The sequence below is a fragment of the uncultured Pseudoteredinibacter sp. genome, assembly GCF_947500695.1.
GTDB lineage: Bacteria > Pseudomonadota > Gammaproteobacteria > Pseudomonadales > Cellvibrionaceae > Pseudoteredinibacter.
Window position 1 is genome coordinate 110,911 of sequence record NZ_CANMSS010000002.1, and the last position, 25,820, is coordinate 136,730.

The following is a 25,820-nucleotide window of genomic DNA, read 5'->3' on the forward strand; positions in this document are numbered from 1 at the left end:
ATACAGCAATCTATTGAAGCGCAATTTGCTGATCAATACTAGCTGCGATTTCGGCTATATTAATCAACTCACCACGATAGGAGAATTTGTCTGAACCTTTGCTATTTCGCAGCTGCATTATCAGCTCCTGCATATTGCCTTCACTAAGGTTTTTTCCACCTCTTAAACGTTGGCCTAATTCGGCAACAGATACGGCAAATCGATGCTCGTCACTGGCCTGCTTGAAGGGGATGGCAAGCTGATCTGTGTTTACGATTTTTTCGATTAAGCGGCTAGCGTCGCCTTGCTTCGCTTTATAGCGAAGCTTGATATAAGCAAGCTCGTCGCTTCTCACAGCTTTAGGGCGCTTTTTACTTAAGTCTCTTCGTGATGCGTCTTTATAACCATCCTGGCCGTAACGTAATTCAGGTAGGCTACCCTCTCCTTTAAGGCTTAGCTCGTAGATAGCTGTCACCTGGTGCCCCATACCAATATCACCGGCATCCACCTTGTCATTATTGAAATCTTCGCGATTCAATATGCGGTTCTCATAACCTACCAACCGATATTCACTTACCTGATCGGGATTAAATTCCACCTGAATTTTGACATCGCTCGCGATAGTGTGAAGCGTCGCATTCATCTGATGAATGAGAACCTTATAAGCTTCTTTTAAGCTATCAATATATGCCGCATTACCATTTCCAACATCGGCCAACTCTTCCATTAAGGCATCGTTATAGTTACCGGTACCAAAACCCAGTGTCGTTAAAGCAATACCAGATTTCCGTTTCCGTTCAATTAGAGTTTTCAGCTGATCAATATTGGTAACACCAACATTCATATCGCCATCGCTGGCAATTAAAACCCGATTAATACCACCTTCAATAAAGGCTTGCTGGGCTTGCTCGTAGGCCAATTTGATACCTGCACTGCCATGGGTACTGCCACCGGCTTCCAGCCCGTTAATTGCCGATCGAATCTTTGCTTTTTCGCTCGCCGCTGTCGCCGGCAATACCAGGCCAGCCGCTCCCGCATATACCACCAAAGATACTTTATCTTGGGCTGCTAAGTTGTCTAACAGCATCAGCAGGGACTTTTTCAGCAATGGAAGTTTATTCTTCGATTGCATACTGCCAGATACATCCACTAAAAAAACCAAGTTGGCCGAAGGTCTTTGCTGCATATCTGGCTCATAGGCCTGCAACCCGATACGCATTAGGTATTTATCGTTGTTCCAAGGAGAAGTGCTCAGCTCCGTATCAATATTAAAGGGCTGATCTTCTGAGCTTGGTTTTGGGTAGTCATAGTGAAAATAATTGATCATTTCCTCTACCCGCACAGCCTCCAGCGGGGGCAAGTTGCCATCTTGTAGAATCATGCGGCGGATATTGGCGTATGAGGCCGTATCCACATCAACTGAAAATGTAGATAAGGGCTGCTCTGATACCAAGCGAATGGGATTGTCAGCAGGCCCTCGATAATTTTCACTGTTCTGCTCAAAAATCGACGGCGGTATTTCTGGCATGGGCTTAGCGAGCATTATTGAATCGTACATCACCCTTTTCCGCTCAGCTCCCGCATAAGCCGGCATAACCCGCGCTGCGGATACAGTAACTTCTTCTAGCTCCTGAGGGCTACTTAGCACCACAGGTACTGGATCTGTATATTGCGTGGCGTCCTTTTGTGACTTCTGCTCTGTTGAGTTTTGGCAAGCCACAAGGCCAGCCAAGAGAATTGCGACAGGCAATGCTTTTCGAATAGTTGGGCTCATATCTAAGCTCCTTGACGTTGTGTTATAGCTATAACGCAGCAATGAGAAAAAAGGGGTTAAAGGGGGGTAAAAAAAGAGTGCTTATGGTGAAATACCATCCCTGGCACGATTTCCCTGAAAAAGGCAGACATTCCCCGGGGAATGTCTTTGGCAACTATTTCTCAATACTAAAGCGAATGCGCTCGGTCACATTTGGCGTAGCGACGGGTTCACCGTCTTGTATCGCGGGCTGATATTTATACTTGGCAACCGCTGCGGTAGCTGCCTTCTCGAAAACACCTTGGGGCTGGGCTTGGAGCACCCGAATATTCTCAGTATTGCCAATAGCGGTTACATCAAAGCGCACATCAACAAAGCCCTCTATACCTCGGGTAATGGCTCTATTTGGATACCGAGGTGCAGCAGCAACTCTTTTCACCAACATACCGCTTTGGCCGATCTCAATCGGGCCATCGTTTCCTGGGTCAACATTGAACTTCCCAGGCAGCAGGCCAGTAAAATCGTTTTCATTCGGTAGCTTTATTTCTGGGTTATCTACCGGCGGAGTCTCCTGAATTTCTTGCTTTTCAGGTTTGTCGTATTCCTTTTGGGTTTCGATAATCTGCTTTTCAGCCCAAATATTAGCCGGCATGGTCTGTGGCGGCGTTTCAGGCTCTATGTACTCCTTATAAATTAAGCTGTGCATTAATAAAATCAGCGCTGCGGTCACCGCCACCGAAAACAACACGGACACGGCAAAAGCCAATAACTTTGTGGCAGCACTTCTAGAAGACTGCCCTATATGAGTATTTGCAGCGCCTTGCTTAATTATTGCATTCATATCAAACCTTCCTCGAGCATTTGCTCATTGCTGTAAACTTAAAAAACGAGGGTGCCTATTTAGCTAGCGCTCGCTAATCATCTTTACTATCAATAGAAACTTTAAATTCTTGACTGACTCCGGTTATATAGGCTGGAGTTCCTGACTGCTGATAAGCAGAAAACTGACTACCACGAATTGATTTCTCAATCTCACGTTTGAGCTTGTTACTTAAATCTACGGGGCTAACAACCACACCGTAAGCATTACCAAACTCATCAATATTAAATTCCGCTTTAATATTCATTGATAAATCAACCCCCTCGAAAGCTTCAACAGCAGGTATTCGAATATCGCCATCGACAAATCCACTAACCTGGATTTGCGATGCTGGCTTTGCACTTGTCGCCATAGCAACCACTTTTAAAGATTCATCAAATCTAGCTCTTTCATTTTCTAATTTGGAAACAGTTCGAACATCTACCAAGCTAACTGGTATTTTTAAAAACCCCTTGTCATGAATTTCCAGATCAACCGCTGCCATTGATAAACCCATCAAAAGCAAAAACCAAAACAAGGGTCTACTAGCATTGCTTTTTTGAGGCGCACGATCGACATAGCGATCAAGTACCGTCATCACCCGCTGGTAGTATTCGCCATTACCGTTTACTGCTACCGCCATTGCGCTGGCCTGCTTATGCAATCGTCCGGCTTCCATAAGCACTTCGGCATAGTCGGCGTCGTTTGCACCTGCATTGAGCACCGTGTCATCAGCGAGTTGCTCAGATAGACTTTTCAGTTCAGCAAGCAACCACCACAGAGGCGGTAGAAACCAATAGATTGCCAATAAAAGACGTGCTGAATTAATCCTTAAAAAGTCGCGGTGTTTGATATGCGCCAGCTCGTGAAGCAAAACCAAATCAAGCTGCGCTTTCGGCCAAGACTCTGCATTGGCAGGCAGTAATACAATCGGACGAAGAAAGCCAAAGGTACACGGACTAATTGATTCGCTATGATGTATGCGTAAAGCTGGAGTTTTCTTAATACTGAGCTTTGCAGCAAGCATCTCTAAACGACTATTTAGATCTTTGTTAGCTTGCTTGGCTTGCTTTTCGATCTGAGCAAGGCGCAACAAACCCATAATGGAATACAACAGCAACCAGCTTGCGACAAAGCAATACGCCATTAGAAGATACTGCACCCAAGCTTGCTGGATAAAATGCATTGGGTTCTGCAATAGAAAGTGACTAGGCCGAACAGCGACAGTAATTGAAAAGCTATTCAAGACATAATCAAAAAAGGGAAACAAAAACAGTAAGGCGGCCGCCATACTTAACCACTGATAACGCAGGCGCGCCGAATGCTTATCTAAGCCCAAATAGCAGCCCAATAACAATAAGCAGATTAACCCTGCTTTAAGCGCCAGCATTAGGGCGGCCGCTATCATTACTTAGGCTCCTGCTGCTTTCTTTCGCGAGCTTGGCGAATCATCTTTTCCAAGGATTCCAACTCCTGCTCATTTAGCTCTTCTTTGGCGTTACCAATTAATGCGCTGGCGGCCTTGAGAGCTGAGCCTCCAAAAAAGGTGCGCACTAGACGTCCCATCGCCGACTGGCTTGCATCGTCTTTGGCGGTAACTGCGCTATACAAATACTTCGCGCCGTCTTGCTGATGGCTGACTAAACCCTTTTCGACCATCCTCGCCAATAAAGCACGGACTGATGAATAACTAGGGGCATCGCTAATACCGGCCTGTACCTCTTTCGCCGAGGCGGGCTGTCGCTCATATAAAACATCTAGAATTTGTCGCTCGCGACGACTGAGCTTTTGGCTTGTTTTGCTCATGACAAGAAATATCCAATCACTGTTATTACGACTCGAAAGCCCTTAGCTATTCAGGCTTTCATCAAGGTGCTAATTTTTTAGCATCATGCTAAAAAATTAGCACCTACACCCGGCAAGGTCAAACAAAATTTATACAAATCTATATCGAAATATTTTGATATAGATAAAATGCACTGCTACACTCCCCATTATGTCTAGTGATGAGAACCCTCAAGAACGCCCCGCTGAGCAGTTAGCCGCCCTATTAAAGGCTGCGGCGGACCCTTTGCGTCTCGAGGTTTTACGCGTGCTAGCCAGAGATTCCTATGGGGTGTTAGAGCTGGTTTCAATTTTCGAATTGAAGCAGTCCAGTATGAGCCACCATTTAAAGGTGCTTGCCTCAGCGGGCTTGGTCGCAACTCGGCGCGAAGGCAATTCAATCTTCTATCGCCGTGCGCTCACCAGTGTTGACCCACTATTAGGCGAAGCCCAAAGGCGCTTATTTATCAGTGTCGATAGCTTGCCACTAGAGCCAGAGTTACAAGCCCGCTTAGATGAAATTCAAAGCGAGCGCGAAACCGCTTCTCGCAAGTTTTTCACCGAAAATGCCGGCAAGTTTCGTGAACAAGCCGACTTAATTGCAAGCTTCCCGGTCTACCAGGAGCAGGTTGCGGAAGCCTTATTGGCCGCACCTTTTGATAAGACAGGCGAAAATCGACTAGCCCTTGAGCTCGGCCCCGGTGAAGGAGAGTTTTTGCCCTTTTTGGCAGAGCGATTTGATACCGTTTTTGCACTAGATAACAGCCCAGCCATGCTGGAGACCTCACGTCAACTGGTACATTCAAAAGGGCTGAATAACGTTGAGTTAGTGTTAGGTGACACAAGACGCTTGCACGAACTAGACATTGCCGCGCAATGCATAGTCGTCAATATGGTTTTGCACCACACCCCATCACCAGCTCAAATTTTTAGTGATTTAGCCAGTAGTTTGGCCAGCGGTGGGGTTCTGCTGGTTACTGATCTATGCCGTCACGATCAGGCTTGGGCTCAAGAAGCCTGTGGTGATTTATGGCTAGGTTTTGAACCCCAGGATTTAAGTCAGTGGAGCGCAGAAGCCGGCCTTGAAGAAGGCCAAAGCATTTACTTTGCGTTGCGCAATGGCTTTCAAATTCAAATACGTGAATTTATAAAACCCGCACAGGCTTGATACTAATAATTGTATCTCCAGCCCTGCGAATCGTTTTGGCCTAAGGCCATGAGTTTAGGAAATGAGTTATGTCTGAGTACAGCATTTTTACTTCGGAATCAGTATCCGAAGGTCACCCGGATAAAATGGCCGATCAGATTTCCGATGCCATTTTGGACGCCATTATCGCGCGTGATAAAGACGCGCGCGTAGCCGTCGAAACTTTGGTGAAAACCGGTATGGCCATCGTCGCAGGTGAGCTAACCACGAGCTGCTATGTCGATCTGGAAGACATTATTCGTGATGTGATTAAAGACATCGGCTATAACAGCTCTGATGTGGGCTACGACGGTGATAGCTGCGCGGTGATCAACGCCATTGGTAAACAATCTGTGGATATTAACCAAGGTGTCGACCGTGCCAAACCAGAAGACCAAGGTGCCGGCGACCAGGGCCTCATGTTTGGTTATGCCACCAATGAAACACCAACGCTGATGCCAGCGCCGGTTTACTACTCGCACCGCTTAGTAGAGCGCCAAGCTCAACTTCGTAAAGACGGTGTCTTACCTTGGTTGCGTCCAGACGCAAAGTCACAAGTTACCTTGCGCTATGAAGATGGCAAACCAGTAGCCGTTGATGCAGTCGTTTTATCGACCCAGCACAACCCCGAGATTAGCCAAGAAGATATCCGTGAAGCTGTTCTAGAGAACATTATTAAACATGTTCTTCCAGCAGAGTTATTGCATGAAGACACTCAGTATCACATCAACCCAACAGGCAATTTCGTCATTGGTGGCCCAGTAGGTGATGCTGGTCTAACTGGGCGTAAAATTATTGTAGATACCTATGGCGGCATGGCTCGCCACGGTGGTGGTGCTTTCTCTGGTAAAGACCCATCCAAAGTAGATCGCTCAGCAGCTTATGCAGGCCGCTATGTTGCTAAAAACGTTGTTGCTGCTGGCTTAGCTGATCGCTGCGAAATTCAGGTGTCCTACGCTATCGGTGTTGCCGAACCAACTTCTATTTCGGTGAATACTTTTGGTACTGGTAAAGTGAGTGACGAGCAATTGATTACCGCAATTCGCGAGGTCTTCGATCTTCGTCCATACGCTATCACCAAGGTATTAGACCTACAGCACCCAATGTATCAGCTCACCGCAGCCTACGGTCATTTTGGCCGCGAACCGTTTGAGCACAGTTACGAGTGGATAGAAAACGGCGAAAGTAAAAAAGATACTTTCACCGCCTTCACCTGGGAAAAAACAGACAAAGTGGATGCTTTAAAAGCAGCCCTTAGCCAATAATATTTGAGAGAAAAGACATGAGCGAATTTACTGATTATAAAGTTGCTGACATCAGCTTGGCCGAGTGGGGCCGCAAAGAGATTGAAATTGCTGAAGGCGAAATGCCGGCATTGATGGCTTTGCGTCGCAAGTACAAAGATTCACAACCTTTGGCGGGCGCCAAGATTATGGGTTGTATTCATATGACCATCCAAACTGCCGTACTTATCGAAACCCTAGTTGAGCTAGGCGCTGATGTACGCTGGTCATCTTGTAATATTTTCTCTACCCAAGATCACGCTGCCGCTGCTATCGCCGCAGCTGGCATTCCTGTTTTTGCCTGGAAAGGTGAAACCGAGGAAGAGTTCTGGTGGTGTATCGAGCAAACTATTCTAGCCGAAAAAGACAGTGACAAGCTTTGGGATTCCAACATCATCCTAGATGATGGCGGCGACCTAACCCAAATGTGCCACGAAAAGTATCCGCAAGTATTGGACAGCATCCACGGTATTTCTGAAGAAACCACCACCGGTGTACACCGCTTGGTTGAGATGTTAGAAAAAGGCGAGCTAAAAGTTCCAGCTATCAATGTTAACGACTCTGTTACCAAATCGAAAAACGATAACAAGTACGGTTGTCGTCACTCTTTGAATGATGCCATCAAACGCGGCGTAGACCACCTATTAAGCGGCAAAAAAGCGCTTGTAGTAGGTTACGGCGATGTAGGTAAAGGCTCTGCAGCTTCTTTGCGCCAAGAAGGCATGATCGTTAAAGTTACTGAAATTGACCCTATCTGCGCAATGCAAGCCTGCATGGATGGCTTTGAGATTGTTTCGCCTTATATCGACGGTGTGAATACCGGCGAACTTAGCTGCATCAATAAAGAATTACTAGGCACTACCGACCTGATTGTTACCACCACAGGAAACACCAATGTTTGTGATGCCAATATGCTTCAGAGCCTAAAGAACGGTGCTGTAGTGTGTAACATTGGCCACTTCGATAATGAAATCGACACTGCTTATATGCGTGAAAACTGGGAGTGGGAAGAAGTTAAACCACAGGTTCACAAAATTTACCGCAATAAAGCTGAAAAGGATCATTTGCTGCTGCTTTCTGAAGGTCGTTTGGTGAACTTGGGTAATGCTACTGGCCACCCATCACGCATTATGGATGGTTCTTTCGCTAACCAAGTGCTAGCACAAATTTATTTGTGGGAGCGCAAATTCGCCGATTTAATGGAAGGCGAAAAGAAAGATGCACTTTACGTTAAAGTGTTGCCGAAGAAACTGGACGAGGAAGTAGCGGCCGATATGGTTGCGGGTTTTGGTGGCGTGATTACCAAACTAACCCAAACCCAGGCTGATTATATTAGCGTTGAAGTTGACGGTCCATTCAAGCCAGAATCTTATAAGTACTAAAATAAGTACCGAGCTAGGTACTAATACAATTACTGAGCTTAGCAATAACAGCTTCGCTGCTTCTGTGTAAAAACAGAAGCAGCGATTATCGAGCACTGTTCAAAATAAACAGGCCAAATACCATGAGCAATGAGCATATTCCTGTTAGCTTTGAGTTTTTCCCACCAAAAACTCAAAAAGGAAAAGAGAAATTAAAGGCTGTACAAGAAGAGCTGGCCTTATTCCAACCAGAGTTCTATTCAGTCACCTATGGTGCCGGGGGATCTACCCGCGATAGCACCAAGGGCATTGTGTTGGATTCTATCAACACTGGCTTCGATACAGCGCCGCATCTATCCTTTGGTGGCGATGACGAAGACACCATTAAGCAGCTGCTGCAAGAATACAAAGAAGGCGGTGTAAAACGCATCGTGGCCCTGCGCGGTGACATGCCTTCCGGCATGGGCGGTGCCTCTCAGCTGGTTTATGCCAACCAGCTAGTGAGCTTTATTCGTGAGCATTTTGGCGATCACTTCCATATTGAAGTGGCGGCTTACCCAGAGATCCACCCAGAAGCACGCAGTTATAAAAAAGATATTGAGTATCTAAAAGGCAAGTTTGATGCCGGCGCCAGCAGCGCTATAACCCAGTATTTTTATAATCCTGATTCTTACTTTTATTTTGTGGATCAGTGTCAGGCAGCAGGCATCGATCAGCCAATTATCCCGGGTATTATGCCGATAATTAATTATCAAAATCTCGCCCGCTTTAGTGCCAATTGTGGCGCAGAGATTCCTCGTTGGATGGCTAGACGCTTAGAAGACTTTGGTGATGATCAAGAGAGTATTATTTCTTTTGGTATTGATCTGGTATCTGACCTTTGTGAAATGCTGCTTGATAACGGCGCTCCAGGCTTGCACTTTTACAGTATGAACCAAACCCAGCCCACATCTCAAATTTTAGTGAATCTACTGGGTAGCGAGTAATAAAAAAGGCCGTTTTTAAACGGCCTTTTTCTTTTGGGTTACTACTTATTTACCACAAGCAGTTTTATTTTATGCTTGGATTGCAAGATCTCATCTTTACTGGCCGGAATCTTCTTATATTTAAATTGAGAAAACATTTCCAACTGATCTCGATAGTGGGGATCTTCCTCACCTGCGGTATTCACAAAACCACTCTGGCCCGGCGGAATAGAATCATAGGCCTCGAAGCGATCGCCGCGAGCTATAAATAAGTTATTCTCACTGCCCCGATTCGCATACTCCGGAATCTCTACTACAGGACGCTTAGCAGCTTGCGGCACCCCTCTAAAGTTGACTCCCAGCCATTCCATTGTCGGCGAAGGAATCTTCCATGCGCTTACCGTCAAGCCCTGCTGTTGCATCAAGCGCTTCACAGCTTCGCGAAAGCTACGCTGTAATACTTGCTCGGATTGCCCAGAAAAGAAATCGTAAATAGGCTCTTGATTGGAGGCAAGCGCATCTAGATTTTTTATTAAGGCTCGCGTGCCACTGCCCACCAACATGGATGGCCCCAATTTTACGGTCGGGTAGCCGGTGGCGCTATAGAGATAAAAGAAATCATCACCCACATCATCGTGAATCGCATTTTTTACTAGCGTACTTACGAAGTTTTCCGCTATCGCAGCGGCCGCGGGATAGTTACCCTGCTCATCAGCTATCCAGTTCTGATCCCAAGATTCCAGGGTTTTCAACGCTGCCCTTTCGATATCATTTAGCTTGCTTTTTGATAAAGCTTTTTGCAGGTATGGTAACAAATAAGGCAGGCTAGAATCGCGATAACTAACTTTCTTATTAATAGCCCAAACTTCCTCCGGGGTGAATGTCGCCTGGCTTTCCAACTGCTGGTTAATGTGTTGTACGCGATGTGCCCGGCCCCAGGTTAAAGGCCAAAGATCAGAGACTACCCAGTCAGCAGATGGGCGGTTATTCCAGTTACTGATGTAAGCCTGTGCCGGGTTTTCAACGCTTGGGTTTTCGCTATAAGGGCGCATACCTAACCAATCGTAAGAGCCATCGCCCGGCACGGGTAAACGAGGATCATGTCCAGCAACGCGCTGGGGATAATTACCGCCATGGGTGTAGGCGATATTGCCTTTGATATCCATGTAGTAAAAATTAATGTTGGTAGCCACACCCTCTACCGCTTTTTTAGCATCGTGAATAGAATCTTTCTTAGAAAGTTCAATCCAGCTCAAAAGCGTTGCTAGCTCTTTACCTTCCCAAGCTCGCGCCCTACTTACTGCCACACCTTCTTCAGGTAGGTGAATCATTACCATACCTTGTGCCGACTTCCTTGCCTTTAACTTGTGATTAGCACCACCTTTCACATGGATGGTTTCTTCCCAGCTTTGGAAGTTCTTGTATTCACCTTTGTGCCAGTATTGCTCTGGGTTTTCTGGGTTAAGTTTAAGGATGTATTCATCAACCTGATCACTTAAGCCGGCCGTACTTCCCCAGGCAATTTTATTGTTATGGGCAAACAACAATGCGGGCAAGCCCAGCAAGGTGTTTCCGGCCACTTCAAAGTCACCACCATGCAGGCCAATTCCATTCACATAGGAAGGCAAGCTCCAACCAAATTGTGGGCCATTGAGCAAAACGCCATTAGCGCCCTCAGTTTTAGCGGAGGAAACAGACCAAAAGTTACTGGCCGGAGAGAATTCCGCGCTAACCGTAAATCCATTCTTAGCAATTAAAGTTTCAAAACTTTCAGCTATGGCAGGATCATTTGTTATACCCTGAAACTCGCCATTCTGGTTTACCGCGACGCGTGAGGTTTTGCCAACTGCTGCTAACTTATTAAGGTATTTAGGTAGCTTGTTACCCTGTAATTCGACGTCACCATCTCGAGGCACCGTAGTGGGCGAATCGTGATCCAGGAGCCATTTAGAGGCATTGAATATATCCCAGGCTTTTTCTTCGCCATGCTGATTGCGCAAGCTCTGCCATAAGGCTAGATTATCCCGCTCCGAGCTAAAATCAGAATAACGATGTGCGATTGCACCTGCAAAAATCATGGCAACATCATATGCTTGCCATTGCTTGGGTAAGAAGTCATTTTCTTTAAACTCTAGAGGTAATAGCTCATTTTTATTGGCTAACACCTCCTCTACTCTGGCATTAAAGCCCTGGGCATAGGCTTCCAATAATGAGCGCTCCTCCGAAGCTACCTCAGCCAATTGACGCTGAACATCAGCTAGATTGTAGCTGCGACGAATGTGTTCATCTAAACTGAGATACTTATCACCTAGCACTTCTGAGACTTGCCCCAACACGGTCCTTCTTAGCATTTCCATTTGATACAAGCGATCTTCAGCAATGGCATAGCCATAGCCATAATAAACCCCATAATTATCTTCACCATAAATATGCGGTGTACCGTATTCATCTCGAATAATTTCGACAGCTGATTGGCTAGCTTCCTTGGCAAGCTGAGGACTACTTAATTCGGGTGATCCACAAGATGAAACAAGCCCCATAGAGATTAGAGCTAGACTTAATGCACTTTTCATTTTTAATTCCCAACTTATTTTTATATGGCTTATCGCTCAGCTAAATTATTTATGAAGTATCTAATGATGCAATACAAACAAAGTAGGTTTTTATAGCTAAAAAAAAGCCCAATCAAATTGACTGGGCTAAATACACAACGAAATCGACTTTTTCAAAAGCTTCGACTGGCACCAAGAGGGAGAGCATTACGCCAGCCGAAGTTCTATTACATAGAGTAGTTAACGGTTAGACCGTAGGTGCGTGGCGCACCCCATACACCGATACCACCAGGGCCAATAACATACTGGTGAGAAATGTAATCCTCATCCATTAAGTTCTTACCCCATAAGGCCACTTCCCATTGCTCATCAGCTGACGTCCATGCGGCGCGCGCATCCCACAACTCATAAGCATCCAAAGTGATACGGTCATCGATGTAGTCACCGCGCTGCTCATCCGAGTAGCTGTATTCTAAACGAAAATCCATCGCGCCATTTTCCATGGGCACATTGTAGTTAAAGGATAAGTTAGAGCTATTTGGTGGCGCAGAGCGCAGACCTTTACCAGAGGCATCAACAATACCACTAGTGGTTTCAATAATTAGATCGCTAACTTCACTATCCATATAGGCGTAGAAGCCTTTGATGTAGAAGTTTTCGGTCGGATACCAAGTAACTTCCAGCTCAGCACCCGTAATTTCAGCTTCACCGATATTGGTAGTCAAGAAAGTACCAAAACTTGAACCCGGTACAGGGCCAAAACGAACGACCTGTAGATCTTCATAATCGGTGTAGAAGGCCGTTACGTTCATGCGCAAACTGTTATCCATAAAGTCGCCTTTAAAGCCAACTTCATAGTTTAATGCGGTTTCAGGATCTACCGGGGTAGAGGCCGAAGACTCAACACCTTGCGAACCAGCAAAGCCACCAGACTTATAACCTTTCGATGCCGACGCAAAGAACATCATATTGTCATTCGGGAAGTACTGCATGGCGATCTTAGGAGAAAAATCGTTCCAGTCATCACTTGGATTAACTTCGAAGGCTTCAGCAATAATGTTCAAACTGCCACCAACACCGCCACAAGGCGCGAAGTTTTCAAACTGTGTGCCAATAATCGATGGATCATTATCACGCACTAAATCACAGTTAACAGATACGGCTTTGTAATCTTTTTCATCAACGGTGTAACGCGCACCCAAGGTTAGGTGCAGCTGCTCACTGAACTCCCAAGTACCCTGCCAGTAGGCCGCATAACTGGTAGTTTCGTTACCGGTAAATGCGTATTCGTTACCAATAATTTCCTGACTGCCTACATCGGTAGCTCTAAAGCCATCGAAGCTGCCGGCTTTGGTAATACGGAAGATTTCAGTTCGATCGGTTTCTTCGGTGAAGAAATACAAACCTGCGGTGTAGTTAAAATTACCATCAAGGTTTGATGTCCAACGTAATTCTTGAGAGAAGGTATCGATATCTTCTTTGATATCGTCCATCACTTCATCGAAAGGCAAACCTAGCGCACCAAGTGGAGCGCCCACAGAGGCCATTGACCAATCAGTTTCAGCCGTACGGAATGCAGTAATGGTGGTTAGTGTACCGGTATCGAATTCGATATCACCCTGCAAGCTAATACCGCTAGCTTCACGCTCTGAATAACCATCACGTGATGCCGCATTTTGACGCGGACCAGTTACGCCATTTGCTGCCATAATGGCACTTAGTGGTGCGTTATCATTAACACCAGTGCGGCCCATATCAGCGCGGCTGTCTTCCATGGTATCTACGGAAAGCAACCAGTCTGAACTTTCAGCTTCAACACGCAATTGCGCGCGAATAGAAGTTTGATCTTCGTCTTGTAACTCAGTACCCAGTAGAACGTTATCAACATAGCCATCATGCTCACGATGGTTAACACTGATTTTACCGAACACATTGTCACTTAAAGCGCCGCTCACCAAACCTTGATAACGCAAAATACCTTCGTTACCTACCGTCATGCCGGCTTTTAGTTTGGTTTCATCTGTCGGCTTAGCGGATACTACGTTGATAGCACCACCAATAGCGTTACGACCAAATAGTGTACCCTGCGGACCACGCAATACTTCTACACGCTCTAAGTCGAACATGTCGAAGTTAATACTGGCACCACGGCCGATGTACACGCCATCTAAAAATAGGGCTACAGAGTTGTCCAGACCGGCACCGTCATCAACCGAGGAAATACCTCGCAAAGATGGAATCGCCTGACCCGGAGAAAACTCACTGAACGATAAACCCGGAGTATGTTGAGCAATACTGCCGGCATCAAAAATATCGGATTTTTTAATTTCATCAGCGCCAAGTGCAGTTACCGCAATTGGAATATCCTGCACGTTTTCAGCGCGGTGCTGAGCCGTGACCACAACTTCTTCAATTTGTGCCAATGCACTTAGGGAAACAGCGCTCATGGCTGTTACCGCCGCCGCGCGGCGAATTGCTACGGCTAAAGGGTGTTTCATTATGTTGTCCTCATCATCTCGAATTATCATTATTGTTGACAGCTCTTTGCTGAATCGTCGGCCGTCCTAGTGTCAATAACACCGCTTGGCAAAACCCCCTCCAAAATAATTTGAATAAAACACTCTGCCTGCTATTTGATGCTAGCAGCTGAGGGGGGATGCGCCATTTCTCTATGCCAAACTAGCGGTTTAGGGGTTTTAGGATTTTCTCGACGCGGGCCGCAATCGCTAATAATTTGCGGTCACTACCAATGGGGCCATCAAGCTCAACAGCCATGGGCAAGCCTAGAGCCGAAACTCCTGCGGGAATGGAAATGCCGGGGCTACCTACATTACTGGCCGGGTCCGTGTTTTGAATGTAGCTAGGGAAAGTTGCTAACAAAGCGCCGCTACCATCTTCCTTTGCCGTGACGGTTTCTTCACTGCCTTTTATAGGGCGAGCCGTCAAAGCAGTGGTTGGGAAGATTAAAGCGTCAATTTTATTGTCATCAAAAAGCTGTTGATAATAAGCCTGTAAGGCTGGTCGATGCAGCTCGATCGCCTGTTGATACTGTTCCGCACTGACAGCACCTGCAAGTGCCTGCCCTACCACTTGCTTCACATCCGGGCTTTTAATTGATTCAACAAGCTCCTCAACCGAGCTAGAAATTTCATGATCACGAAGGTACTTCGGCAACAATTGTGCGGTTTCGTGCAGCACCACAGGAAAGCTAACCTGATGATTTAACTCGGCTAATTGATTCGCTGATATTTCTACCAAGCTAATATTCGCTTGCTCTAACAAGGCCAGCGCCTTGTCGATGCCTGCCTCTACTTCGGGCTCTAAGTTTTGATAGAAGTAGTCACGCGCCACCCCCAGCCTAATAGGCTGTGAGCTGAGATCTACTAATTGCGCAGAGCCTTTCGCCGCCAAGACGGCATCTAATAGCGCCACTGTCGCAACATCAATGGCCATGGGACCGACTGTATCACGGGTATTGGAAATCATGGTCAAACCATCAGCAGGGTAGCGCCCTAGTGACGGACGAAAGCCAACAATGCCTGTCAAGGCTGCTGGAATGCGTGTTGAGCCACCGGTATCAGTGCCAAGGCCTGCCCTAACGATTCCACCGGCAATAGCCGCCGCCGTACCGCCACTACTGCCACCGGCAAAATAGTCGGGCTTAGCAGGGTTCTGCACCGCTCCGGTAAAATAGTTATTGCTGGTTATGCCATAAGCCAACTCATGCAGATTACTCTTGCCGACAATCAAGGCCCCAGCATCGCGCAGGCGCTTAACCACCCCTGCGTCTTTGCTCGGCACAAAATCCTTCAAAGCTTCAGTGCCTGCCGTATTGGGCATCCCAGCAACATGGATATTGTCTTTAACCACCAAGGTCATACCAGACAAGGGCAAAGCATCACGCTCTTCTTTACTTAGCGAATCTTGCTGCCTAGCAGCTTTCCTTAGCTGTTTGGTATCCACATAGAGCATTGAGTTTAGTGCTTGAAGTTGCTGTGCAGCCGCTATAGCGCGCTCGGTCTCGGCGCTTGAAGATTGCCCCGACATTGAGTCACAGCCACCGATGGCAGCCGTAGCCAAGGCAATTGCGATTGTCTTTTTCATGATTTCCCCTTTTTATTCTTGTCTAGATAGTCATAGCCTAGAAGAAACCTTACTCTGTGGCGTCATCACTAATGATGATTTTGTCGCCTGGATGACAGCTTTTTTGATACCTAAGGTAGATACTGGTATTTATTAGGCCAACCGTATTGAAACAACCATAGATCGTAGGCGCTAAGCGCTAAGAACATAACAAGAGATAAAAGCACTATGAATGATCAAGTTAACGACATCGTGATGAACAATGATGGCATGGGTATCCCTGGTTCTGATGCCCTACCGGTTGAAGAAGAGCGCCTTCAGCGTAAGCAAAAATTAGCAGCAGCTTTTCGTCTATTCGGCCGCTTTGGCTTTGACGAAGGCGTAGCTGGCCATATTACCGTACGCGACCCAGAGCGCTTAGATCACTTTTGGGTAAACCCTATGGGTGTATCTTTTAAGCAAATGAAAGTTTCCGATCTCTTGTTGGTAGATCACGAAGGTAATGTAGTCGAGGGTCAGGGCCTGCTAAACGGTGCCGCTTTCACTATTCATTCAAGAGTACATGCCGCACGCCCAGATGTAATAGCCGCTGCTCACGCTCACTCTGTTTACGGTAAAAGCTGGTCTAGCCTTGGTCGACTTTTAGATCCCATCACCCAGGATTCTTGCGCGTTTTACGAAGATCATGCATTGCTTGGAGAGTTTACCGGGGTAGTTTTAGATCTTGATGAAGGCGAGCGAATTGGCCAGGCCTTAGGCGACAAAAAAGCGATTATCTTGCAGAACCATGGTTTACTAACCGTAGGGCAATCAGTTGAGTCTGCCGCCTGGTGGTATATCACCATGGAGCGCAGCTGTCAGGCACAATTGATGGCGGAAGCGGCCGGCACACCAAAATTGATTAGCCCCGAGCATGCCAAACAAACCCATGGCACCGTAGGTAGCGAACTAGCCGGTTGGTTTAGTTTCAAGCCGTTGTACGATGTCATCAGCAAAGAACAGCCTGATCTATTTGATTAAAGCAAGCTCGCTATCTAGCTGAGCTTGCAATCAGCACTTATAATAGGTGGCCAAGGGCCACCTATTTTTGTATGCGAGGATCGCTTTGAAATCACTCCCCCAAACCTTGTTAGCGCTACATTGTTTAGTTGGCAGCATTGGTATATTGCTGTTTTTGGGGCAAGGCATGTATATGATGCAGGCTCACAATGCCTTGCAGGATATGCCTGATGGCCCGCGCATGCTCTTTCGATCAGCGCATATTTATACGCTTTTGCTGGCTTGTTTCCATTTAGCGTTTGCTTCTATTACAGCCGTTTGGAAACCAATATTCCCGCTAATAATTATCGCTTCAGGCTTGAGCTTTTTGAGTTTTATTTCTATAAGCTATGGCTTTTTCAATGAATCCTTTGAAGCAGATTTAAATCGCCCGATCAGCAAACTTGGATTATTTTCCATGTTTGCTGTTGCGTTGGCTTTATCGCTAAATGCTATTTTTGTAAGGCTTGGTTTCGGCCAAGCCCTTGATCAATAATCGCAAAGCAATCAGCGCTCAATCTCACCATTTTTAATGGCTTTTAAATAACTGCCTAATTCAGCTTTAACCTCAGGCAACATAATTAACAGGCCAATAATATTCGGCACGGCAATTAAGAATACCAAAGCATCTGAAAACTTCAGCACGGCTTCCAGTTGCATCACGCAACCTAAAGCGACAAAGCCACAGAAAACCAAATTGAAAAGTTGAACGAGTACGGGCTTATCACCCACCAAATATTGCCAAGCTTGGCGACCGTAGTAGGCCCAAGAAATCATCGTAGAGAATGCAAATAACAAAGCGGCAATCGCTAGAGGATAAGGTGACCACGATACAGTAGATTCGAAAGCTGCCGAAGTGAGCGCTACACCTTCTAAACCCGATTCCATTAGCGGCGAGCCATAGACTGTAGTAATGATCACCAGAGAAGATAGCGTACAAATAACAACAGTATCAATGAAGGGCTCAAGTAGAGACACCAAACCCTCTGAAGCTGGGTGATTGGTTTTTACTGCAGCATGGGCGATTGAGGCCGACCCCAAACCCGCTTCGTTCGAAAACAAAGCACGCTGAAAACCGATAATCATTACACCCAACATACCACCCGAAATACCTTCCGGACTAAAGGCACCTTCAAAAATTAATACAAATGCTGGCAAAACTCTATCGGCATGGTAGGCGAGAATTAATACACAGGAAACCGTGTATAGCACTGCCATAAAGGGCACCAATTTACCGGTTACCCTTGAAATAGACTGAATACCACCAATAATGACCGCCGCGACAATAGCGGCAAGCAGCAGACCAAACAACCAGGCCCGATCAGCAAACCAACTAGTATCACCACCACTGACATTAACAAACTGCACATAGGCCTGATTGGACTGGAACATATTACCAATGCCCATACAACCGATAACAATGGCGACAGCATAGAAGGCACCCAAGGAACGTCCTAACTTATGCCAACCGCGCTTAGCCAACCCTCTGTTAAGGTAGTACATCGGGCCACCCGCAACCGTACCGTCCTCGTGGTAGGAGCGATATTTCACGGCCAATGTACATTCGACCAGCTTGGTCGACATACCTAAAAGCCCAGCCAATATTAGCCAGAAAGTCGCTCCTGGCCCACCCGCCATAATGGCAACAGCCACACCACCGATATTGCCGACCCCAACCGTGCCCGATACCGCCGTGGCAACCGCCTTAAAGGGCGAGATATCACCAGGGCTTTTTGGATCGGCATATTGCCCAAAGGCCAATCGCCAAGCTAAGGTAAAGCCCCGCGCATTGATAAAGCCAAGATACAAAGTAAAAAGCAGCGCAGCCATTACCAGCCATACCACAATTAGCGGTAGCTCCACCCCGGCTATCGGCACAGCGTAGAACACAATGGCCGCTAGACCATCCGCCATGGGTGCCAAGACAGTGTTAATTTGCTCATCAACGCTGGCGGAAACACGGGCATGAAAGAGCAAACTGACAATAAACAGGGCAAAACAGATAAAGAGGGGGGAAACAGGTGAAAATGCGGCTTTTCGAGCGCTGCGAGAGTACATATAAGGGGTCTTTTATTATTACTTAAATCTACCTAAACATATTCAGCAAAAGATTGAAAGCACCGCCCACTGCGCATTCGCAAGCGACAGAACACAAATATGCACGATGAAATCCATGCTCGGCACTAGAGCCAGTACTTGATAATCGCTACACTGCCCTTATCTATAAGGCTGAATATATGGCAAATGAGAAACAGCAATGAGCCAAGTTTTTATCCTGCAAAACCAGGACGGTTATTTTTTAAGCAAACAAAAAGAATGGCTTGATGGTCGCGACGCCAGCGTGCTCTATCGCAGCCCGCATCGAGACGAAGCTTTGAATCAAATGGTTGAGGTCAATTCCAAGGACTATACTCAGCGAATCAGCATCGTCGACTGCCAACTGAGCGAAAAACGCCACCCGATATTGGACCCCGATAGTTTGCCCGAGCCTAAGATTGAGCTGCCAGAAGAACAAACTGAAGCACAGAGCAACGTCCCCGAAGAAAAAGGGGAAGCAAGCAACGCCGAAGTTAACGCTAATGAGATGGCCAGCAACGATTAATAGTATCCGCTGCGCACGCAAGAAATTTACCTTGAGGTTGTACCGTGAGTTTAGATAGCACCCTACTTGAAGCCTTAAACGATAAGGCCAATCGCCCACTGATTACCGGCATCCTCAGGGGTATCGAAAAAGAGAGCTTACGCATTCAGCCGGACGGCAATTTGTCCCAGCAAGAGCACCCTGAAACCTTAGGGTCTGCACTAACTCATCCGCAAATCACAACCGACTTCAGTGAAGCTCTGCTAGAGTTTATTACCGCACCCTCTCACCGCTTGGACGAAGTTCTCAAGCAACTTGAACAGCAACACCGTTTTACGGCCCAGCAAATTCAAGATGAATTACTTTGGGCGACCAGTATGCCATGTATGCTTGGTAGCAATGAAGAAGTGCCTGTAGCACGCTATGGCAATTCCAATGTCGGCCGCATGAAAACCTATTACCGCTACGGCTTAGGCCATCGCTATGGCCGCAAGATGCAAACCATTGCCGGCATTCATTATAATTTTTCTTTGCCAAGTGCCTTCTGGGCGATGTTGCACACTCAAGAAAATAGCAGTTTGGATTTACAGCAATACAAAACCGAACGCTATTTTGATTTGATTCGAAACTTCCGTCGATATTTTTGGCTACTACTGTATTTGTTTGGTGCATCGCCAGCGGTGTGTCGCAGCTTTGTCAAAGATCAGCCTCATAACCTGCAGGCCTTTGGTAAAGACGATCACAGTTTACACGCGCCATTCGCGACATCATTACGCATGGGTGACCTTGGCTACCAAAGCAATGCACAAAAATCCTTATTGGTGTGCTACAACGAGCTGGACAATTACCTACACACGCTGACCGAGGCGATCAACACGCCTTATGAGCCATATGACAAAATCGGTACGGTTGATGTCAATGGTGACTACCAGCAGTTAAATTCTAGCTTGCTGCAAATTGAAAATGAGTTTTACAGCACTATTCGCCCTAAGCGCACCGCAAGATCAGGTGAAACAGCCCTGAGTGCCTTGCATCAACGTGGCGTGGAATATATCGAGGTTCGCTGTTTAGACGTAAATCCATATTCGCCGATTGGCATTACCCAAGAGCAAATTCATTTTCTCGATACTTTCTTACTGTTCTGCTTGCTAAAAGACAGCCCGAAAACTGACTGCGCTGAATATCAACGCATGCAGGAAAACCAAAAACTTACGGTTTATCGCGGCCGTGATCCAGAAATGAAGCTACAGACCGCAGAAGGCGAAAAGAGCATTAGCGAATGGGGCAGCGAGCTTATTGAACAAATGCAACCTATTGCTGAACTGCTTGATAGTGCTTATAAAATGGAAGGCCATAGCCAAGCTCTAAAGGAGCAGTTAACAGTCGTAAAAGACCCTGCTCTCACGCCGTCTGGCAAATTATTGCAAACCATGAAGGATGAGGACAAAACCTTTTTCCGCGTTGCGATGGATCTTGCCGAACAGCACCAACAGAGTTTCTTAAACAACCCTCTAAGCGGCAATGACCTTGATCGCTATGAAACTTTGGCTGTTAATTCTTTAGCGGATCAAAAGAAAATTGAAGCGGAAGAAGATATCGATTTTGAAAGCTATCTGGCTAATTTCTACGCCCAGTATAAACCTTTCGAATAAACCAAAGATCAAAGTCGACTGTGAACTATCTTGCCCATGCTTTTCTTTCTGGTGACAACACCGAAGTTCAGCTGGGCGGATTACTAGGCGACTTTGTCAAGGGCCCTATCTATAGCCAAGAAGATAGCGCTACAAAAAACCGTATCCACAAGCCCACCCTATTGCAATTCGACAATATCCGATTTGGCATTCAACACCATCGCGCTATCGATGCCTATAGCGATTCCCTTGAGAGCTTTCGCAGCTGCGCCAGCCTGTTTGATAAAAAGTATCGACGCATTTCTGGGATCATTGTGGATATCTGCTTCGATCATTACCTAGCTAAACACTGGTTGCAACATTGCAAAACCAGCTTAACTGAATTTTCCGCTGCGCTTTATCCTAAGATGAGTGACTGCCAATTGGCCCCCGATAATTTTAAGCGCTTTAGCCAACGTTGTATTGAAGCGAAGCTGTTTGAGATTTACCAAGACAAAGAAACCATTAAGGTCGCACTAGATCGAGTCGCACAACGGTTAAGCCGCCCGAAGCTAATGGCTGGTGCTTACGATGAATGGATGTCTATATACTCAGAAATTGAGCAGCTTTTTGAGCAGTGCTTTAGAGAGATTAAACACTGGGCTGGGACTAGGCTAGCTAGCCATGGTTACCACTATCAACAGTGGCAACCGCTATAAGGCGAATTCTTTTTACTTGTCAGATCGGCTTATCGCTTCTAAGTTCTTTATTTCTGAACTCTTTATTTCTGAGTTCTCTATTTTTGAACTACAAAATTAGTAAAGAACAAATCTTCTACGCCTTTTTTGGTTTTATCTTCTTTTAATAAGATACGGCGAACCTCTTCCAGCGCCTTTTTCCGCATTGTCTCGCGACCATCCAAGCTATTGATGGCCTCTTCGGTTTGGCGGCTAAATAACATCACTATATTGTTGCGAATATAGGGCAGATGATGGCGTACAGAGTTGGCTACATGAATGGAATCAACCCTCACAGAGATTTCAGCACGCAAATACTTTAGGCGTCCTTGGCCACCATAGTTGAGCACAAAAGCCGGCTGTAGTGGCACATAGAAAGGCCCAGCCGGGCCGATAGCTTCTTCATCCTGGGCTACTGCCGTTGATACGGCTAGCAACATTGCCATAGTGATCGCCAGAAACGCGGATGCTGCTTTTTTGGCCAGGCCAGCAAATAAGATGTTCATATAATCCTCAAATTACGCTGGGGAACTGCTCTGCGGCACTTAGGTCCAAACAGCTGCCCTATATATGGTAAACTGGCGGCCCTTTGGATATGGGCCCTTGCCTGTAATTTTAGTCAAACTTCGGGATTTCGCAGACATGCCACTACCCAATCCTCGCATGACCAACCTAATAATCTTTATCGGCTGTGTTGCGCTGATCTTAATTGCTTTAGGCTTTCAAGAAATAATGGGCCTAGCGCCGTGCCCTCTTTGCATCACTCAACGCATCTTTGTTGTGGCTGTTGGCTTGTTTGCCCTTGCCGCGTTTATCCATAATCCCGCCGGGACAGGCCGCAAGCTGTATGCTGCTGGCGGTTTCCTCATGGCTCTTGCCGGTAGCGGCTTCTCTGGCCGTCATTTATACCTACAAGGTTTACCGCCCGATCAGCTACCGTCTTGTGGACCAGGCCTTAGCTATATGTTTGAAACCTTCCCCTTTATGGAAGCCTTAGAGATCCTACTGATGGGTGACGGCAACTGCGGTGAGGTTATGTGGAGCCTATTCGGCCTGAGTATGCCTGGCTGGGTTTTAGTCGCCTTTATTGGCCTAGCCCTGTTCAACGTTTGGCAATTCTTGCGCCGTTAAGGCGCGCTTGAGCCAACAATGGTTAGAGGTTTACTGGTATTATTTTTCTTTCAGTGGCTAGGTGAATGGATCAGCTTAGCCACTCAGGCTCCGATACCTGGGCCTGTAATCGGCATGCTACTGCTATTACTTGCACTACTCATCCGCCAAAAAGTCTCTAGTGACTTGCAACAAAGCAGCCACATGCTGGTACAACACCTAAGCCTGCTTTTTCTTCCCGCCGGTGTCGGTATCTTTTTTTTAAGCGAGCAAGTATTAGCGCAATGGCCAGCGATTGCTGCCGCCATGGTGGTAGGTACTTTCATTAGCCTTTTGCTCAGCAGCTGGATAGTAAAGAGCCAGGTGAAGTCCAATGATTGAGGAGCTGCAACAGGCCTTTGTAGGTTTTACTGAAAACAGTCAACTGAGCCAATTGAGCGCCATAATACTGACTTTAGGCGCCTACCAATTTGGCCAGTTTTGCTATCAACGCAGCGGCCGACTTATGCTGCTTCACCCTGTCGTCATCGCCGGCTGTATAATTGCAGCCGCGCTCAACCACTTCGATATCAGTTATCAGCAATACCGAGATGGCAGCCAGCTATTTTATTTTTTATTGGGCCCGGCAACCGTTGCATTGGCTATTCCCTTGTACCAAGAGTTTCGCCATATCCGCCTCTTGGCGCGCCCAGTGCTGATAACCGTAGCCCTTGGCGCTACAATTGCTGCAGCTAGCGCTGTGTTGCTAGCAGGCCTGATAGGGGCCGAAGGTGAAGTTTTACGCTCTATCGCCAGCAAGTCGGTCACCACACCCATCGCCCTAGGTATCAGCGATAAAATCCACGGTATTAGCACGCTTACCACCGGTGTGGTAGTGGCCACTGGAATCATCGGTGCCTTGCTGGCCCCGATAGCGTTTTACTTTTGCGGCCTTCGCGACCCTCGCCTACAAGGCATAGTACTGGGCCTCAATGCCCACGGTATTGGCACCGCGGTCGCCTTTGAGAAAAGCCCTTCTTGTGGCGCGTTTGCCAGCTTAGCCATGGGCTTAACTGGCGCATTCACCGCGTTGACCCTGCCTTACGCTATTAGCTACTTTGGCATCTGATTGTTCAAATAACTGACACACAGGGCAATTATTAACCATAATTTTAAGAAATTTTGGACGTCACTCATTTTTATCCCAGACTGATCTAAGAACTAGCTCACACTTTCTTGCGAGCCGACCGTTCGTCTTCTACTTTTAAATAACAAGATCGAAAAAGTCGACGCTACAGCCGCTTGAACATCCTAAATTCGCAAGCGAGCAGTTATCGGCAAATATGAAGAAGCAGAGGTGACATATGCTCGAGCATTGCAGAACACATCAGGAATTATGGGGCGGCGTTAACCGTACATTGGACGGTTGGTTTGAAGCACGAAAACAACTACTGGTGGAATACTCCGCACTGTGCCAGCGCTTAGATGACATGGAGAGCCCTGCTCTGAAAGCACGTCTACGCCGCTTCTGCCAAAGCTTGATGGATTATGTCTCCACTGGTCATTTCGAGGTCTACGAACAACTTGAGACCGAATCCAAGCGCTATCAAGATAAGGAAGCTCTGCTTCTCGGCAGCCGACTCTATAAACAACTGCAAAATTGCACTGAGGTCGTTTTAGATTTCGATCAGCGTTACACCCAGCTGGATAATCTCGATAGCTTAGCTCGTGATTTGTCCAAATTGGGGCTGTGCCTAGAAAAACGCTTCTTCGTTGAAGATAGCATGGTAAGTGTTATGCACGATGCCCATCGTGAGCAGGCAGCCTAACCGCTGCCGCTTGACCAGTACCGTAAGACCGGTACCGCAAAAACTGTACTTTTCAGACATGCGGCCGCTACAGTAGGCATAGGTTTAACAACTAGGAAACCGCCATGCTGCGTGCCGCAATTCGCACATCTCTTGTTATCGCTACGCTTCTAACCCTCAGCGCTTGCGAGCCTCTTCCTGAGCCTAAAGTCAGCTTTGAAGTTGCCGTACAGGGTAGTCACATGGGCAGGCTTTCAAACAATGGCAGCCGCGCTATTATCGGCTCAATTAATCACGGCGGCAGCTTGTGGCGGGTGTTAAAAAAAGAGCGCCTGTACGACTGGAACCACAGCAAAGAGAAAACTACTTTAGTGGCCGCCGCCTTCTCACCTGAGGGCAACTGGGCCATGACCAGCGATTCCCATAGCTTGGTCTTGTGGCAAGTTGAAAGCGGTGAAGCCTTCCGTTTTTGGACAGCCCCAGGCGAAGTGCTTTCCATTGCCTTGGCACCCAATGGTGAATACGCTCTGCTCGGCATGGCCGATCATAGCGCAGTGATCTTTGATAGCAAACGTGGCGGTGTTAAGCGACGCTTTAATCACTCAGGCCGAGTACGCAGTGTCGACTTAAGCGCTGATGGAAAACTGGCCCTTACCGGATCTGAAGATCGTAGCTCGACTTTGTGGAGTGTCGCTTCAGGCAAAGCCTTGCAGACTATGCAGCATGAAGAAGACGTGCAGCTAGTCAGATTAAGCCCTAAAGGCGACCGCGCTCTTTCCGCTGCAAAATATGATAAAGCCGTGGTATGGAATACCAGCAATGGCAAAGCCATTGGTGAGATTCCACTGTCAGCCGAAAAGATTAAACGAGGCTTGCGCTTTAGCGCCGCACGATTTTCTTCAAGTGGACGCTATTTATTAGTTGGCCGCCCCGATCAACGAGTACAACTTTGGGATACCAAGTCCATGAAGACTTTGGCTGAATGGGGCGTACTGAAACGAGACGCCTGGAAGCCAACAAGTGCCGCCATCCAGGATGTTGCCTTTGCCAGCGCCAAGCGGACCTACTATGCCATTGCTTCTAATGGTTTTATTCATCAATTAGAGCGCTGA

Annotated in this window: 23 protein-coding genes; 14 read left to right on the top strand and 9 right to left on the bottom strand. The window is 46.9% G+C overall.

The features are described from left to right. Positions 1-10: 10 nt before the first annotated feature. From Q1A08_RS04225 to Q1A08_RS04240, 4 genes are all read right to left on the bottom strand, one after another. Positions 11-1,753, bottom strand: coding sequence for a VWA domain-containing protein (locus Q1A08_RS04225; protein WP_299770148.1), 1,743 nt, complete (start codon positions 1,751-1,753; stop codon positions 11-13). Positions 1,754-1,907: 154 nt separating this feature from the next. Then, positions 1,908-2,573: an energy transducer TonB gene (locus tag Q1A08_RS04230; RefSeq protein WP_299770149.1), complete on the bottom strand. Its 666-nt coding sequence runs from the start codon at positions 2,571-2,573 to the stop codon at positions 1,908-1,910. A 73-nt stretch (positions 2,574-2,646) separates the two neighbouring features. Then, the gene (locus Q1A08_RS04235) at positions 2,647-3,999 is read right to left on the bottom strand and encodes a M56 family metallopeptidase (protein WP_299770151.1); all 1,353 of its coding nucleotides are present in this window, start codon (positions 3,997-3,999) and stop codon (positions 2,647-2,649) included. Next, positions 3,999-4,397, bottom strand: a complete 399-nt coding sequence (locus Q1A08_RS04240; protein ID WP_299770153.1) for a BlaI/MecI/CopY family transcriptional regulator — start codon at positions 4,395-4,397, stop codon at positions 3,999-4,001. Before Q1A08_RS04240 ends, Q1A08_RS04235 begins: the two co-directional genes overlap by 1 nt. Before the next feature lie 190 nt (positions 4,398-4,587). Here Q1A08_RS04240 and Q1A08_RS04245 point away from each other — a divergent pair, with 190 nt between their 5' ends. The 4 genes from Q1A08_RS04245 to metF all read left to right on the top strand — a co-directional run bounded on the left by Q1A08_RS04245 (position 4,588) and on the right by metF (position 9,231). Beyond that, positions 4,588-5,583 (top strand): metalloregulator ArsR/SmtB family transcription factor, encoded by a 996-nt coding sequence (locus Q1A08_RS04245; RefSeq protein ID WP_299770155.1) that lies wholly within the window; start codon positions 4,588-4,590, stop codon positions 5,581-5,583. 68 nt (positions 5,584-5,651) lie between these two features. Next, positions 5,652-6,866 (top strand): methionine adenosyltransferase, encoded by a 1,215-nt coding sequence (metK, locus tag Q1A08_RS04250; protein ID WP_299770156.1) that lies wholly within the window; start codon positions 5,652-5,654, stop codon positions 6,864-6,866. Between the two features lie 17 nt (positions 6,867-6,883). After that, entirely contained in the window at positions 6,884-8,266 is a 1,383-nt protein-coding gene (ahcY, locus tag Q1A08_RS04255) for an adenosylhomocysteinase (protein WP_299770158.1), read from the top strand. Positions 8,267-8,388: 122 nt separating this feature from the next. Further along, positions 8,389-9,231, top strand: coding sequence for a methylenetetrahydrofolate reductase [NAD(P)H] (gene metF, locus Q1A08_RS04260; protein ID WP_299770160.1), 843 nt, complete (start codon positions 8,389-8,391; stop codon positions 9,229-9,231). A 41-nt stretch (positions 9,232-9,272) separates the two neighbouring features. Here the strand turns inward: metF and Q1A08_RS04265 are convergent, their stop codons facing one another. The 3 genes from Q1A08_RS04265 to iaaH all read right to left on the bottom strand — a co-directional run bounded on the left by Q1A08_RS04265 (position 9,273) and on the right by iaaH (position 15,866). After that, the gene (locus Q1A08_RS04265; protein ID WP_299770162.1) at positions 9,273-11,783 is read right to left on the bottom strand and encodes a penicillin acylase family protein; all 2,511 of its coding nucleotides are present in this window, start codon (positions 11,781-11,783) and stop codon (positions 9,273-9,275) included. Between the two features lie 206 nt (positions 11,784-11,989). After that, positions 11,990-14,260, bottom strand: coding sequence for a TonB-dependent receptor (locus Q1A08_RS04270; protein ID WP_299770164.1), 2,271 nt, complete (start codon positions 14,258-14,260; stop codon positions 11,990-11,992). Between the two features lie 181 nt (positions 14,261-14,441). Next, entirely contained in the window at positions 14,442-15,866 is a 1,425-nt protein-coding gene (gene iaaH / locus Q1A08_RS04275) for an indoleacetamide hydrolase (protein WP_299770165.1), read from the bottom strand. 207 nt (positions 15,867-16,073) lie between these two features. Here iaaH and Q1A08_RS04280 point away from each other — a divergent pair, with 207 nt between their 5' ends. Further along, positions 16,074-16,865 carry a class II aldolase/adducin family protein gene (locus Q1A08_RS04280; protein WP_299770167.1) on the top strand — a complete coding sequence of 264 codons (792 nt, stop codon included), beginning with the start codon at positions 16,074-16,076 and terminating at the stop codon, positions 16,863-16,865. Positions 16,866-16,950: 85 nt separating this feature from the next. Beyond that, a complete protein-coding gene (locus Q1A08_RS04285) occupies positions 16,951-17,379 on the top strand; it encodes a hypothetical protein (protein ID WP_299770169.1) in 429 nt (142 codons plus the stop codon). Positions 17,380-17,390: 11 nt separating this feature from the next. On the opposite strand, the gene Q1A08_RS04290 is transcribed toward Q1A08_RS04285, so the two are convergent. Beyond that, entirely contained in the window at positions 17,391-18,941 is a 1,551-nt protein-coding gene (locus tag Q1A08_RS04290; protein WP_299770171.1) for an alanine/glycine:cation symporter family protein, read from the bottom strand. Between the two features lie 199 nt (positions 18,942-19,140). Between Q1A08_RS04290 and Q1A08_RS04295 the strand changes: the two genes are divergently transcribed. Genes Q1A08_RS04295 through Q1A08_RS04305 form a run of 3 tightly spaced genes read left to right on the top strand, consistent with a single transcriptional unit; the run spans position 19,141 to position 21,793 of the window. Then, positions 19,141-19,485, top strand: coding sequence for a hypothetical protein (locus Q1A08_RS04295; RefSeq protein ID WP_299770174.1), 345 nt, complete (start codon positions 19,141-19,143; stop codon positions 19,483-19,485). Positions 19,486-19,529: 44 nt separating this feature from the next. After that, entirely contained in the window at positions 19,530-21,116 is a 1,587-nt protein-coding gene (gene gshA, locus Q1A08_RS04300) for a glutamate--cysteine ligase (RefSeq protein ID WP_299770176.1), read from the top strand. Between the two features lie 20 nt (positions 21,117-21,136). After that, the gene (locus Q1A08_RS04305) at positions 21,137-21,793 is read left to right on the top strand and encodes an ACP phosphodiesterase (RefSeq protein ID WP_299770177.1); all 657 of its coding nucleotides are present in this window, start codon (positions 21,137-21,139) and stop codon (positions 21,791-21,793) included. A gap of 77 nt (positions 21,794-21,870) precedes the next feature. On the opposite strand, the gene Q1A08_RS04310 is transcribed toward Q1A08_RS04305, so the two are convergent. Further along, positions 21,871-22,317, bottom strand: a complete 447-nt coding sequence (locus Q1A08_RS04310; protein ID WP_299770179.1) for a flagellar basal body-associated FliL family protein — start codon at positions 22,315-22,317, stop codon at positions 21,871-21,873. Between the two features lie 136 nt (positions 22,318-22,453). Between Q1A08_RS04310 and Q1A08_RS04315 the strand changes: the two genes are divergently transcribed. From Q1A08_RS04315 to Q1A08_RS04335, 5 genes are all read left to right on the top strand, one after another. Beyond that, complete coding sequence (locus Q1A08_RS04315) at positions 22,454-22,942, top strand: disulfide bond formation protein B (RefSeq protein WP_299770181.1); 489 nt, start codon at positions 22,454-22,456, stop codon at positions 22,940-22,942. 18 nt (positions 22,943-22,960) lie between these two features. After that, positions 22,961-23,302 carry a CidA/LrgA family protein gene (locus Q1A08_RS04320; protein ID WP_299770182.1) on the top strand — a complete coding sequence of 114 codons (342 nt, stop codon included), beginning with the start codon at positions 22,961-22,963 and terminating at the stop codon, positions 23,300-23,302. Beyond that, positions 23,295-24,029 carry an LrgB family protein gene (locus Q1A08_RS04325; RefSeq protein ID WP_299770184.1) on the top strand — a complete coding sequence of 245 codons (735 nt, stop codon included), beginning with the start codon at positions 23,295-23,297 and terminating at the stop codon, positions 24,027-24,029. The genes Q1A08_RS04320 and Q1A08_RS04325 overlap by 8 nt, the downstream gene beginning before the upstream one ends. 235 nt (positions 24,030-24,264) lie before the next feature. Next, positions 24,265-24,729, top strand: coding sequence for a sigma D regulator (rsd, locus tag Q1A08_RS04330; protein ID WP_299770186.1), 465 nt, complete (start codon positions 24,265-24,267; stop codon positions 24,727-24,729). Positions 24,730-24,833: 104 nt separating this feature from the next. Further along, positions 24,834-25,820 (top strand): hypothetical protein, encoded by a 987-nt coding sequence (locus tag Q1A08_RS04335; RefSeq protein ID WP_299770188.1) that lies wholly within the window; start codon positions 24,834-24,836, stop codon positions 25,818-25,820.